The 12668-nt window shown below is 33.8% G+C and carries 13 protein-coding genes; 5 read left to right on the top strand and 8 right to left on the bottom strand.

From position 1 onward, the window contains the following. Positions 1–50: 50 nt before the first annotated feature. From AsAng_RS03885 to AsAng_RS03870, 4 genes are all read left to right on the top strand, one after another. Complete coding sequence (locus tag AsAng_RS03885) at positions 51–1109, top strand: sensor histidine kinase (RefSeq protein WP_264791473.1); 1059 nt, start codon at positions 51–53, stop codon at positions 1107–1109. A gap of 39 nt (positions 1110–1148) precedes the next feature. Then, on the top strand, positions 1149–1862 hold the full coding sequence (locus tag AsAng_RS03880) for a LytR/AlgR family response regulator transcription factor (protein WP_264791472.1): 714 nt from the start codon (positions 1149–1151) through the stop codon (positions 1860–1862). Positions 1863–1998: 136 nt separating this feature from the next. Further along, positions 1999–3582 carry a hypothetical protein gene (locus tag AsAng_RS03875; protein WP_264791471.1) on the top strand — a complete coding sequence of 528 codons (1584 nt, stop codon included), beginning with the start codon at positions 1999–2001 and terminating at the stop codon, positions 3580–3582. Positions 3583–3839: 257 nt separating this feature from the next. After that, positions 3840–5036, top strand: coding sequence for an LOG family protein (locus AsAng_RS03870; protein WP_264791470.1), 1197 nt, complete (start codon positions 3840–3842; stop codon positions 5034–5036). Between the two features lie 58 nt (positions 5037–5094). Here the strand turns inward: AsAng_RS03870 and AsAng_RS03865 are convergent, their stop codons facing one another. The 6 genes from AsAng_RS03865 to AsAng_RS03840 form a co-directional block, all read right to left on the bottom strand. Next, positions 5095–6270, bottom strand: coding sequence for an OmpA family protein (locus tag AsAng_RS03865; RefSeq protein ID WP_264791469.1), 1176 nt, complete (start codon positions 6268–6270; stop codon positions 5095–5097). A 226-nt stretch (positions 6271–6496) separates the two neighbouring features. After that, the gene (locus AsAng_RS03860) at positions 6497–7822 is read right to left on the bottom strand and encodes a T9SS type A sorting domain-containing protein (RefSeq protein WP_264791468.1); all 1326 of its coding nucleotides are present in this window, start codon (positions 7820–7822) and stop codon (positions 6497–6499) included. 265 nt (positions 7823–8087) lie between these two features. Then, positions 8088–8570 (bottom strand): hypothetical protein, encoded by a 483-nt coding sequence (locus tag AsAng_RS03855; RefSeq protein WP_264791467.1) that lies wholly within the window; start codon positions 8568–8570, stop codon positions 8088–8090. A 69-nt stretch (positions 8571–8639) separates the two neighbouring features. After that, a complete protein-coding gene (locus AsAng_RS03850) occupies positions 8640–8969 on the bottom strand; it encodes a hypothetical protein (protein WP_264791466.1) in 330 nt (109 codons plus the stop codon). 42 nt (positions 8970–9011) lie between these two features. Then, positions 9012–9194, bottom strand: coding sequence for a hypothetical protein (locus tag AsAng_RS03845; protein ID WP_264791465.1), 183 nt, complete (start codon positions 9192–9194; stop codon positions 9012–9014). 144 nt (positions 9195–9338) lie between these two features. Beyond that, on the bottom strand, positions 9339–10349 hold the full coding sequence (locus AsAng_RS03840) for an ATP-binding protein (protein WP_264791464.1): 1011 nt from the start codon (positions 10347–10349) through the stop codon (positions 9339–9341). A 307-nt stretch (positions 10350–10656) separates the two neighbouring features. Between AsAng_RS03840 and AsAng_RS03835 the strand changes: the two genes are divergently transcribed. Next, entirely contained in the window at positions 10657–11523 is an 867-nt protein-coding gene (locus AsAng_RS03835; RefSeq protein WP_264791463.1) for a hypothetical protein, read from the top strand. A 522-nt stretch (positions 11524–12045) separates the two neighbouring features. On the opposite strand, the gene AsAng_RS03830 is transcribed toward AsAng_RS03835, so the two are convergent. Then, entirely contained in the window at positions 12046–12333 is a 288-nt protein-coding gene (locus AsAng_RS03830) for a helix-turn-helix domain containing protein (protein ID WP_264791462.1), read from the bottom strand. A gap of 5 nt (positions 12334–12338) precedes the next feature. After that, the gene (locus AsAng_RS03825) at positions 12339–12668 is read right to left on the bottom strand and encodes a hypothetical protein (protein ID WP_264791461.1); all 330 of its coding nucleotides are present in this window, start codon (positions 12666–12668) and stop codon (positions 12339–12341) included.

Raw genomic sequence — 12668 nt, 5'->3', positions numbered from 1 at the left:
ATTCTTAGGGACTGACAATCTGATAAATGGACCACACATTCAATTAATTTATGTCATTACTTGCTGCACAAAATGGATTAAAAAACACCTATGAATTCATCTCAAAAAGAGTTGTTTATCATAGCCTTATTTGGTTCTTTTATATTCTAACGTTGTTGTTCTTAGACAGTGGAGAAGAAAGTTTTATTATCATTCTCCGCAACACACTGATCCACGTTTTTTTTCTAATGTTAATTGTCTATACCAATTACCTATATCTAATCCCCAATTATCTTTCTAAAAAACGATTTATATCCTATTTGTTGCTCTTATTATTTACGGCAGCTATTGTGATGCCAATTGAAATGGTTTGTTTATATTGGAACATTGCAGGCAACGACAATATAGATGCTCAGATTGAATTGCTAAAAAAGCAATATGGTCATTTTATACTTTTATTTTTGACCTTGATAATCAGTACCATCCTAAAAATCATCAAAGAATGGTTTTTTCAACAAGCAGTACAAAAAGATTTAGAAAACAAAAACCTGCAATCTGAATTAAGTTTTTTAAAATCGCAAATCAACCCTCATTTTCTTTTTAACACCCTAAATAGTTTATATGCACTAACCCTAAAAAAATCAGATAAAGCCCCCGAAATTGTCTTGCGGCTTTCTGAAATGATGCGTTACATGCTTTATAAAAGTAATGAAAAAAAGGTACCTTTAGAACAAGAAATCAATTATATCCAAAACTACTTAGCTTTAGAAAGAACCCGTTATGGAGATAAGGCTAGAATAGAATTTGAATGCGCAGGAGATAGTCCTGCCAATTATACCATTGCCCCGCTGCTGTTTATTACCTTTTTGGAAAATAGTTTTAAACACGGCTTAAGCCAAAGTATTACACAAGGTTTTGTAGAGTGCTTATTGTACATAGAGGACAATACCATAGATTTTACAATCCAAAATAGTAAGACGACCGAAAAAGACGAACGGTATTTTCAAGGGGGAATTGGTTTGACAAATGTAAAACGGCGATTAGAATTAATTTATCCTGATAAGTACAAATTAGATATTCACGAAACGGACGATATTTATTTAGTTAATCTAAAAATTAATCTAAGCTAACGATCTAATCATTTATACATCTATAAAATCCAGACTACAATGAATGTAATTATTGTTGATGACGAGCCCCTAGCCCAAGAAGTTATAGAAACTTACATCAGTAAGTTTCCAGCCCTCCACCTTATTGCTAAATGCAATAATGCTGTAGAAGCTTTTGAAGCATTAAATAGCAAAACGGTTGATCTAATGTTTTTGGACATTCAGATGCCCCAAATTTCTGGCATTGATTTTCTAAAAACCCTCTCTAATCCACCCCAGGTTATTTTTACAACTGCTTACTCCGAATATGCCATGGATGGCTACGAATTAAATGTTGTTGACTACCTGCTAAAACCCATTTCATTAGATCGTTTTGCAAAAGCTGTAAACAAAGCCGTTGCGCAAGGGCAACAATTGCAAGAAAATGAGCCTACAGTCGATTCTAGCACAGAATCTTCGGACTACATTTTTGTAAAAGCAGACAAAAAGCTCATAAAAATTCGTTTTGATGAAATCAACTATATCGAAGGGCTAAAAGATTATGTTATATTACATACCCCCAACGGTAGAGTTGTTACCTTGCAAACCATGAAAAGCTTAGAAATCAAATTGCCTTCTGATATTTTTATGCGAGTTCACCGATCGTTTATTGTCAATTTAGGAAACATTTCAATTATTGAAGGGAATACCATACAAATTGAGAAGAAAATTATTCCGATTGGCAAAAATTACAAAGATGTTTTATTAAGTATTATCAATAAAAACCGACTATAAATCTGCTTATTTTGCAAGTTATTAAATTACATCAAGGCACATTTTGCCCATACACCTTTGTCCCCCTAAACTAGAATTATGTCCTATGTGTTTTCTTAGTAGAGCCCCAATTATGCTCTTTTTATAACTAAAACCTATGGAACAAAATCAAAAATTATACTTATTTCAACTCATCAAGTCACTGTCTGTATCTGAAAAAGGATACGTGAAGAAGTTTTGTGCAAAAAATGGAGCCAATCCCTCTTATCTAAAGCTGTTTGATGCTATCGACGCACAAGAAAATTACCAAGAAGATTTAATCAAAAAAAAGTTTAAAAATGAGAAGTTTATCAAACAGCTATCTGTTGCCAAAAACTATTTGATTAAATCAATATTAAGAAGCCTCAGAGCCTATCATTCTGAGTCTACTCATAACATTCAAGTTCATGAATTATTACTAGAAATAGAGCTTTTGTACAATAAACGGCTTATTGGTTTGTGCCAAAAATTAATAAAAAAAGCCAAACGAATTATTATTGAATCCCAACTTTATCACCATGCTGGAGAATTAGCGTTTTGGGATTTTCGCCTTGCTTTGTTGCGTCCATATACTGAAACATTGGATCGTTACATGGAAGAAAATAAAGTATTTGGCCATGAAAATTTAGCCTCATTGTCTTTATTGAGTCAGTATAGACATCTTGCTTATGATATTTATAAGTACACCTTCAAAGAAGGCTATTCTAGAGAAGAACAGGCGATCCAAATCGCACAGCAATTTAGTGAACATCCGCTGCTAAAAAAACTCCCTAGTCCTAACAATGCCAAAGCCGTGGCTCGTTACCATAATATTTGGACAAAAATACATGAGATTAATACTAATTTTAGACAAGGGTACGAATCTAGTAAAAGCTTTGTAGAGGTGATCCAAAAGAATCCTAAAGTTTTTGAAGACTACATTATGCCTACAGTAATCCCTGCTCATTATAATTTATTGGGTTGTTGCATTTTGCTGAATCGAAAAGAAACATTTTTTGTTCATCTAAATTACTTAAAGGATATTCCCCAAATTTATAAAACCAAAAGTGAAGCCATCCAAAGGCTAACCCACTATTATGCCATTGCCTTAGAGTTACAATTTTATACCCAAAATGCTTATTTTGATAAAACCAAAACAGTATTGGAAGAAGCTGTCAAAATTGTACTAGAAGATGATTTGGTGGCGTTTGGATTGATTTTATTACAGGTTGAATTATCCTATAGCATTGCCTATGCCTACTTTGGTTTAGGAAATTATTCTGAATCGGAAACTTGGGTTGCCAAAACATTAGAATACAAAAAAGAAAACCTCCGAGAAGATGTTATGTGTATGGCTCACCTTCTACATCTAATCAATCATGTGGAACTAGGGAGTTTTCAGTATTTAGACTACAAATTGCGTTCTACCTATAATTTTATCAAGCGAATGCAGAAGGTTCATAAATTTGAGAAAGTTACGTTACAATTTCTAAAAAAGTTGATTAACATTCAAAATAGCGCTGAGTTAATCCAATTAACTCAACTGTACAAGGCTAAATTTGAAAAAATTGAAGACGATCCTTTTGAATATATGATCATCAAAAATTTTGATATTATTAGTTGGTTAGAAAGTAAGCTTCTCAACAAAAAATTTGCTCTTGTTGCTACTGCTAGGCGCAATTCAAACACAAAAACAACTCAAAATCAAACTTTTACCACATAACGCTATTCGATAGGCACCACGAGCTCTAAGCGATAGTGCTCATGACTATGCAGTAGCAGCATAACTCATACTATTTTATTCCAGAGTAATGATAAAATGTTATTATGAATAATACTCCGTTGATTTTTTAGTTTTTTAATAAAAAACATAAAAAAGCATCTTGCACTACATTAATTATCAGCTTTTTAGTATTTTAAGCTATGGAAATATATAATACTGGTAATCAATGTAGTGCGATTTTTTAAACGGAGTAATGTATGAAAGAAATTGATAATAAAACAGATTTTTTAAAATGGCTTCATTCTGCCGAGCTATCCCTGCCCAAAGTTGCCGTACAAAGTCTTGATTTAAGCGAATACGAAACGATTATGAACCAAAAAAGCTATGCTAATAGTCTATTTTTAGGTTGTGACTTATCAGATCGTGTTGCTGGGCATATTGTACAAACTGGTGGCGTTGTTATTCCCAATGCCAAAGAAATGTTGTTTAAATCGCATTTAGCACATTTGTATAACCCTCAAGAACTTTTCCATGGTTTTGATCCTACATTAACGAATGGTTATCATCAAACCTTAGATTACAAAATCTACGATCAATATGTCAATCAAGGAAAAGACCTCCCTTCCTCTATACACACTAGTTTAATGCGTAGGTTGCATGACCACAGCATCACAGAAGCATTAATGGAAGCCATAAAAGGGCGCAAAGTAGTTGCTATTATGGGAGGTCATGGCATTGAACGCAGTGACCCTTTTTATCAAAAAGTAGCTCGTATTGCTTGGGAACTGACTCAAAAAGGCTTTTTATTGGTTAGTGGCGGCGGTCCTGGTATTATGGAAGCAACGCATCTTGGCGCTTATTTTGCAAGCCGAAGTTTAGCAGATTTGGATCAGGCCATCACTCTAATGAAACCACGCCCCAAAGGAGCCGTCAAAGGCAAAGAATACGACGACTGGGACTGGTTGCATCGAGCCATGCAAGTCATTGACCATTATCCATTAACTGAGGCAATGAAGCCCCAATGTATGAGCATAGGTATTCCTACCTGGCTATATGGGCATGAACCTCCTGCTCCCTTTGCGACCCATATAGCCAAATATTTCGCCAATTCGGTTCGTGAAGATGGTTTGTTGGCCATTGCCAAACACGGAGTTATTTTTGCTCCTGGTAGTGCTGGTACAACGCAAGAAATTTTTCAGGATGCTTGCCAAAATCATTATGCAGCCTATAATAAAGATCCACGCATTAGCCGATTTGTATCTCCCATGATCCTATTTGGAGTAGAACACTGGACGCAAAAACGCCCTGTATGGGATTTAATGCAAACCGTGACTGCTGGTCAACCTTACGGAGAACTATTAGCACTGACAGACAACGAAACAGAAATTATTGATAGAATCGTTCGCTATCAACCTGAAGCTTATCAGTATCCTCCCAATAAAAAAAGTCAATAGGAAAATTCCTATTGACTTTTTTTATTGGGGCATTTTGCCTATTTCTATACAGGATTTTTTATTTGACAGAAGACATGGAATCTCTAGTATTGATGGCTGGATTTTTCATCACTCCCGAACACAATACTTCCGCCTCTACTCTACGATTCAATTCACTACCATTCTTATACTGAATCAAAGGTTGCGCACCTCCATGATGTACTGTAATAATTCTATTTTCATTAATTCCTTTACTAGTAATGGTACGTTTTACTATCAAAACCCTTTTTTGAGAAAGTTCTAAATTTCTAAAAGAATTACCAAAAACATCTGTATGACCATGCAAAACAATTTTGGCCTTTGGGTGAAAATTTAGATAATCAACAATAAGGTTGATTGTTTTCATTGCTTTAATTCGACCAGCAAATTCAGCTTTATTATCGTGAAAATAAACATTGGTTAAAATCACTCGTTCATTGCAAGCCATGTCCTCAATAGAAGCAATAGATTTGGGCATATAATCTATAGGCTCCAACGATTTTGCCAAAGGGTTTACAACTCGTTCTGTATTTTCATTTTTCTTTTTAAGTGCTTTTTGTTCTTCTAGTGTTGTTACACTATTAATATCAGGATAATTTACCAGTTCTTGTTTGCTATAAAAACGCTGAATAGAGGCTTTCATTTGCTCTTCAGTGCCTAAGATTTTACTGTCTTTGCTTTTTAGGAGAATATCGTTACAATTAAATCGATAAGCGCCACTTTTAGCAAGATCCCCACCTACTAAATGAACCGTTCTAACCGTACGAGGCATCATTTTGAAATGAACTTCACAAGTAATAATATCACCTTTTCTAGCACTGATACGCTCTTGAGCACTAGCCTCTAATCGCTCTATTTTTGCTTCGTCATTAATTCGGATATTCTGAACAGAAGCCAAGCGAGTAACAGTATAAGCTTCAGAAGTTTTAGATTGATTTGCGGTGGTTAATTTCCAGGTATTTTCTCTATTGGAACCATAAAAAGTAATCACATCATTATTTTGATTAGCAATGTATCTAAAGAAGACAATCATATCTTCTGTTGTGTAATCAATTTTTGAGATAAGAAACCCCTCTGATAAGGTTCTGTATTTAGGTAGATAATCTGTATAATCAACTTTTGAAGTCTGAGGAGCTGACTTTACTTCTTGGGACAAACAAATCGTAAATAAGCAAACAAAGCAAAAAACTGCTGCAAATAGATTATGATCTCTCATTTTAGCACAAAGTTTTGAAACTCTTAAAGGGGAATGAATCTTGTTATAATACATTGTATTAGAGTCCCAAGATACACTTTTTTTTTGATTTTTTATTAAAAGATTAGCCTTTACTTAAAATCAAGTTCTTCATATAATGATAATAATTGTTTCTTTTCTCTCTTTTTTAGAAAAAATTATTATAGCTCTTGATAGCAAAGTGTTCCTTATTTCGCCTAGTAACTTTTCATTCTACGATTAATTTTCCCCTTGCAATTACTCCTGTTTTATCCCTAATTTTTACAGAATAAAAACCAGCTGTCAGTGTCCCTCTTTTAAGGGTATAATAATTGTTATAAATCCCTTCCTTAAACCAAACTATTTTTCCATTGCTTCCGTAAATTGAAATTGTCTTTTCATTCCCTTGATTTTTTTCCTGAAATTCAATGGTAGTATAATCTTTCATGGGGTTGGGATAAAATTTAATTTTTTTATCGTACTGAAAATCTTGAATAGACAATGGAGAACAAGCTATAAAAGCTTTAAACAGATGATAGGCAGGCTTTTCCAAAAGAGTAGTATCATCAATCAATCCAGAGGTAGAATGTGCGGGGTTTGCCGTCCCCTCTACTAATTTAAAGAAATAAGCTTCTGCGATTTGAAGACTATCTAATGTGTTGACATATTTAAAAATTCGATCTGCCTGAAAAGCATCTGAATAAGGTTCGTAATTCATATTTGGTCCTCCAAACTCTGATACAATAATTGGCTTTGAAATTGTATCTGAGAAATTTAGATAATAGTCGTCCCACTGTTCAACATCATCATAAAAATGGAGATCTATCATATCATATTCTGCATATTGAAGCACCGAATCAATTCTATTAACAACATTTTGAATCGCAGGCGTAGGGCAATGAGTTGCTAAATAAGTAGCGTCATAAAATACCCCATCATCATCATAAAATGAATTGACATAACCATTACATCCTGCTAAAAACCGTAGTGAAATGGTCGTAAAACCTCCTAAAACTACCTTTGTTGTGGGCGAATGCGTTTGTACAGCATGGTATAAAATATTATTAGCTTGAATAAAATCATTTGCGCTTCCTACATACCAATAACTTGCTTGCCACTCATTTCCAAATTGAATTTTACTAATTTTGTTTGGGTATCTCTGTAATAAAAGATCAATGTAAGTTTTAAAATCATTGTTGTTATTAAAAACACAAGATTGTGGGTTTTGTAATACTGAACAAGCCCAATTGGGTGCATTAGACTGAATCGTTAACAAGATTTCATAGCCATTATTGTACGCCCAATTAATTCTATCGTCAAGCGGCTGCCAATTAAAATTACCTTGGCTAGGTTCTCTAAATGCCCAATTTTCAGCAAAACGAATTTTTGTAACACCAAGAAAATCTAAGTGGTTTTTGGCAAAAGATCTTTGCGTGTTATCTGCAACAGGAGGAAATGAAATGCCTAATGTTAAATTATTTAAACAGGTATCTTGCTGAGCAGTTATCGAATAAATAATGCTGAATAAAAGTAATGTAATTACTGTCTGCTTCATTTTATCTTATTTGTTTAGCGAATCTTATAACCACTCAATGTACACAATAGTCTATAAAAATCCTAATGGGTATTTAATGGAAAGAGACAATACATTGTCTAAATATTGAAAAGCATTTTTTAGATTGAAATCTAAAATGAATAAGTAAGCATGAAAAAGATTATTATGGTCGATAGGAATAAAATATCGTCCCAAGACAACAGTACAATAGAGCAGTCTTGCGATAAAGATGTTTACTAAATTACTCCCCTCAAAGAGCAATAGATTATATGGAAGGGTCGGTTTTTGTCTTGCAATAATCCTCAATCAAGTATTTTGTAATAACATTTGCCATTATTAAGCCTTCCCCATCTTCTGTTTCCCAAATACTGTTCTCTCCTTCCTCGTCAGGATATTTTTTAAAAAAATCAAGTAAGGTTTGGAAGTTGTATCTATGTTTTCCTTCATGATAAATTTTGCTATCCTCAAAGTGTTCAAAATATTCAATTACAACCTCATCTAATTCTTTTAAAAACTGCTCCAATCTTTTGTATACTAAGGTTTTTTCTTCCTTTAATATTTTTATTAATGCCCCTACTGCAAATGGCGTTAAATAGGTAATCCCCCCCTGATGTTCTACCTCTAACTCAATACGATACAAAGCGTTTTTTTGCTCCTCCAAACTACCACTTTCTAATACCGTTAGATTTTCTTTTACATAATCTCCTGTACGATACCAACCGTGCAACATTCTCCAAGGAATTTTCATTTTTTTTAGTTATTTTAATTCGATAGAACTGTTTGTTGACAATGCATTTTATGCCTTAATCTAGCCTGTTCATTCACGCTTTGTTGGTTTTGTAAAATCTCCCTTTGCCCATTTTTCTTGCAATTCAAGATATTTTTCTTGCGGTTCACAAGTCAACCAATCAATATTGTTTTCTTTACAGACTTTACAATGAAAAAGCAGCCCTACAAGAGGATGTAGCACAATAAAAAGCAGCCCCCAATGCCCAAACCAATGCACTAAAGTAGTCGAAACACCTACATAAAAAATAAATTTTCCAGGAATTTTCCATTTGGGACGCACAAAACGTCCTGCATGAAAATATCCTAGCATCCAAATAAGAGCGGCAAAAATAGCATAGCCAATTTCTATATTATCCATCCGATTGTTTTTTAAACTGGGGCACCTTATCTAATTTCCTATTTATTCAGAAGGCTTAGGGATTTTTAATAGAACCATACTAACGATTACGCAAATCATTGCTAGTATCAACTTATAACTTCCTGCATTGTTTGCCCAAGCCAAATCATTGTAATCGATACTACTCAAGCTTCGTATTATGCTTATTGCTGCTAAAGCGATTAAAATAAATTTAATTTTTTTCATACTGAAGGTTTAAAAGAAGGAGTAAAAATTTGTGTTGTGGGTATTTGGAGCTGTTCCATTCTAAAATACATCGATTGAGAAAACTCCGTAACACTTTCCACAAGTAAAACAATTAAAATTAAAGAAAGTAAGGGTTTAATCGAGCTATTTTAAGACAACGCTTTGAGGTATTTCACCAAAATAATCCGTCAAAATTTTAGACCAAATTTCAAAAACCTTCTTTTTATAACCGAGTTGGTATAGACTAGAAAGCGTGGGCATGCTATTGATCTCAAGCACCACTAGTTGATCAGGATTATCTAGTTGATGACCAAACACATCAATCCCCGCAATCTTTAAGCCAAATAATTGCACCAATTTTACCGCCCATTCATTCAAAGCAGGGTTAATTGTTTCGTTATAATCCATCATTTTCCCACCTATATTAAGATTTGAATTAGGAGTAATCCTTATGCTTTCTCCCTTTGGTAAAACATCATCTAGAGAAAATCCTGAATCTGCTAATTGATTTAAAAAAAAGGGATCGGAATTGGTCAGTTTGTTTTTTAAGTTATGGTTATACCTTACCATCAACTGTCGAATGGTCTGCTGACCGTTCCCTGTTAGTATAGGGCGTGTTTTTTTATACGTAAATTGAACCTTATCTCCCAATACAAAAATTCGATATTCTTGGCTTAAAATAGGTCTTTGAACGAGTGCAATATGGTCAAATTTTGCGATGTCAGAAAAGTGTTCTTTCAAATCATCCTTTGATCGAACTAACCTAGCCAGTTTTCCTGAAGCTCCTGAATTGGGTTTAACAAAAACGGGATACGTCAACGTTTCAGCATAGTCCAAAGCAGCACAAATCGATTGAGATTTTGTATCAAAGCTCCTGTACTTATCTACCGTAAAAAAATGCTGCCCTTCTGGTGTCAGATATCCATGTTGGGCTAAGTGTAAATACGTCCAAGTTTTGTCTCTTGTTAAGCTCGTACTAGAACTAGGATTAAGCGGATAAGGAGTTTTAGAGCTGGCAATTAAATGTTTCCCGCCAGATTCTATATGAATCAAAAAACCATTAGAATCGTCTATATCGGAATAGGCTATCTTTGCCCACTGGCAATATGCTCTCAAAATGTCAATACTTCTTTTGGTTCTTTTAACTGTGGTCATATTTATGCATGATTTGATGGATGGATTTGTTTTGTGAGATTAAATTCAATCTAGTCAAGATACACAATAGTAAACACATAACATAAGTAAATATAAATAAAGACACAGAGTAACCCCCAGAAATTAGCTATAACAATAAAAACTTCTTTTAAAAAGCTATTTCCTAACTATGCGTTGTTTTGATACTGCTATTTTGCCTTTTTGAATTCCATATTGATTTATTTTATCATCATTTAATACATCTTTCATAAGATACATTTACTTTTATAGTTTCTAAAATTACCTTTAATACCTAACCTAAACTCAAATGGACAAAACATCATTGTTTTATCAACAGCCTACAAAAATTAATGCACAAGGATTTACTATTGCTTGGTTTATCTGCTTATTTACATCGATTTTCCTTGGATATATCTACACCTTACTAAATACAGCTATTCCTCTAATTTATTTTGCCTTTATCATTAATATTGGTATTGGATTACTTATTAGTTTATGCATTCGAATTGCAACTAAAATAACGCACAATGCTAGTAAAAAAAGCCAAATTATTTTAGCACTAATGACAGGAATATTGGTGAATTATTTCCAGTGGGTAACGTACTTACTTTATGTTTCCCAAGGTCAAATCCCTTCGATTTCAAGCTACCTAAAGAACTTAGTATTATCGATCGATGCATCTATCGCTCAAATCATTGAAATCAATTCTATAGGGTTATGGTCTGCCTTTGGTATTGACGTTAACGGAGGATTACTATCCTTCATTTGGATCATTGAATTTTTGATCATCATTTTAGTGCCCATCATCTACATTCGAACAACTAAAGTATTTCCTTATTCAGAACAATTTAACAAATGGTATCCCAAATATACCTTGGATGAAAAATTCCAATCCATTGGTGGAATCAACAAACTCCTCGAAGATCTTCAAACAAATCCATTAACCACCATTGAAGCGTTAAAATTGGGTAGAGCAAATCGATTCACCAAAATACATTTGTACTTCTTGGAAAATGAGCAATGGCAATACATTGATTTTGAAAAAATAGCAATTGATAAACAAGGAGGCAAGGACAAAGATACGATTGTTGAGAATTTTAAAATAGATAGCACGACAGCTAAAAAAATCCTAAATACCTTTGATCATAAAAGAGAAAGAATAGAGATTATCTAACAATAAGTCATCTTCAATAATTGTATCCTCTTTTTTCTAGCACTTACCGCAATTGTTTTTACTTAAAAGGACAGGCTCTTTATATACGTTTACAGTATTATAATTCCAATCCTGAGGGCTACGATTATATTAATAGCGGTAGGATCTTTCTTTGAGTCTTGCATTTTTTTTACCCCTCTGTTCTGGAGAAAACAGCAGAGATAAGGTCTTAAAAAAGGAGAAACCGCAAACAGCTGATGTAGCTATTTGCGGCTCTTTCGTGCGGAAGTTGAGGGAAAGCATTCAATTTCGCAGAAGACCGCTAGTACTGTTTCCTGATGATGAATTAATGTTTTGAATCCCCCCCTTTCCTAAAAGTTTAAGTGCTATTTAAGTTATGTTAAAGCCCTTTCTTTGGAGGTTTTTAGTACTATTTTTTATACTTTAATAAGAAAAGTAGTATACAACGGCTCCAAGCCAATCATAAACTACTGAAAATCAACAAAATAAAGCGTCGGGCTAAAAATAAAAAACGGCTCGACTTTAATCTGTCACGCTTGCCAAATCCTCTATTTGCTGTTTTAGATAGGCTATTTGTACCTGTTTATCAGACTCTTGAAGCGTTTCAGCCCCTTCTCCAGTATAAACCCAATTTAAGTTTATACCCCAATGTGTTGAGAGCGCAGCTGCCAACAACCCATTGGGCCAAACAGAATCCCTTAGATTGCTGCTTAATGTATTCTGTCTCAAACGTGGCTCCTTTTCTAATATATCACGTTGCTTGATATTCAACTTCTCCATCATTTCCCGAACTCTATCATTTGCGGTCATGATCTTTATTTTTGTTTTTCTAGTAAACTGTTTATCTTTTTTAAGTATTCTATTTCTTTTTGAGCAGTCTCTAGTTTTTGTTGACAATTTTCTACTTCTTCTGTTGACATCGTATCATTTACTTTCCCCTCTCCTAGTATAAGCCAATAAGGATTTATATCTCTATGGTTTTCTAAGATCTTTTGAATCATTTCAAAAGATGGATTAGTATTCTTTCTGAACATTGAAAACAGAGTTCCTTGCTTAATTCCTAGTTTTTCACAAAAATTCTTTTTCACTCCATTGTATTGATTATCAATAACTTGCGTAATTCTATTTTGTATTCCTTGTGCCAT

Origin of the sequence: Aureispira anguillae (assembly GCF_026000115.1) — a bacterium.
Taxonomy (GTDB): domain Bacteria; phylum Bacteroidota; class Bacteroidia; order Chitinophagales; family Saprospiraceae; genus Aureispira; species Aureispira anguillae.
This window is presented reverse-complemented; position numbering and strand designations above follow the sequence as displayed.

Bases quoted from the DNA above. Each gene is read 5' to 3' on its own strand.
- AsAng_RS03885 (WP_264791473.1), top strand. From the start codon at position 51: ATGTCATTACTTGCTGCACAAAATGGATTAAAAAACACCTATGAATTC.
- AsAng_RS03880 (WP_264791472.1), top strand. From the start codon at position 1,149: ATGAATGTAATTATTGTTGATGACGAGCCCCTAGCCCAAGAAGTTATA.
- AsAng_RS03875 (WP_264791471.1), top strand. From the start codon at position 1,999: ATGGAACAAAATCAAAAATTATACTTATTTCAACTCATCAAGTCACTG.
- AsAng_RS03870 (WP_264791470.1), top strand. From the start codon at position 3,840: ATGAAAGAAATTGATAATAAAACAGATTTTTTAAAATGGCTTCATTCT.
- AsAng_RS03865 (WP_264791469.1), bottom strand. From the start codon at position 6,270: ATGAGAGATCATAATCTATTTGCAGCAGTTTTTTGCTTTGTTTGCTTA.
- AsAng_RS03860 (WP_264791468.1), bottom strand. From the start codon at position 7,822: ATGAAGCAGACAGTAATTACATTACTTTTATTCAGCATTATTTATTCG.
- AsAng_RS03855 (WP_264791467.1), bottom strand. From the start codon at position 8,570: ATGAAAATTCCTTGGAGAATGTTGCACGGTTGGTATCGTACAGGAGAT.
- AsAng_RS03850 (WP_264791466.1), bottom strand. From the start codon at position 8,969: ATGGATAATATAGAAATTGGCTATGCTATTTTTGCCGCTCTTATTTGG.
- AsAng_RS03845 (WP_264791465.1), bottom strand. From the start codon at position 9,194: ATGAAAAAAATTAAATTTATTTTAATCGCTTTAGCAGCAATAAGCATA.
- AsAng_RS03840 (WP_264791464.1), bottom strand. From the start codon at position 10,349: ATGACCACAGTTAAAAGAACCAAAAGAAGTATTGACATTTTGAGAGCA.
- AsAng_RS03835 (WP_264791463.1), top strand. From the start codon at position 10,657: ATGGACAAAACATCATTGTTTTATCAACAGCCTACAAAAATTAATGCA.
- AsAng_RS03830 (WP_264791462.1), bottom strand. From the start codon at position 12,333: ATGACCGCAAATGATAGAGTTCGGGAAATGATGGAGAAGTTGAATATC.
- AsAng_RS03825 (WP_264791461.1), bottom strand. From the start codon at position 12,668: ATGGCACAAGGAATACAAAATAGAATTACGCAAGTTATTGATAATCAA.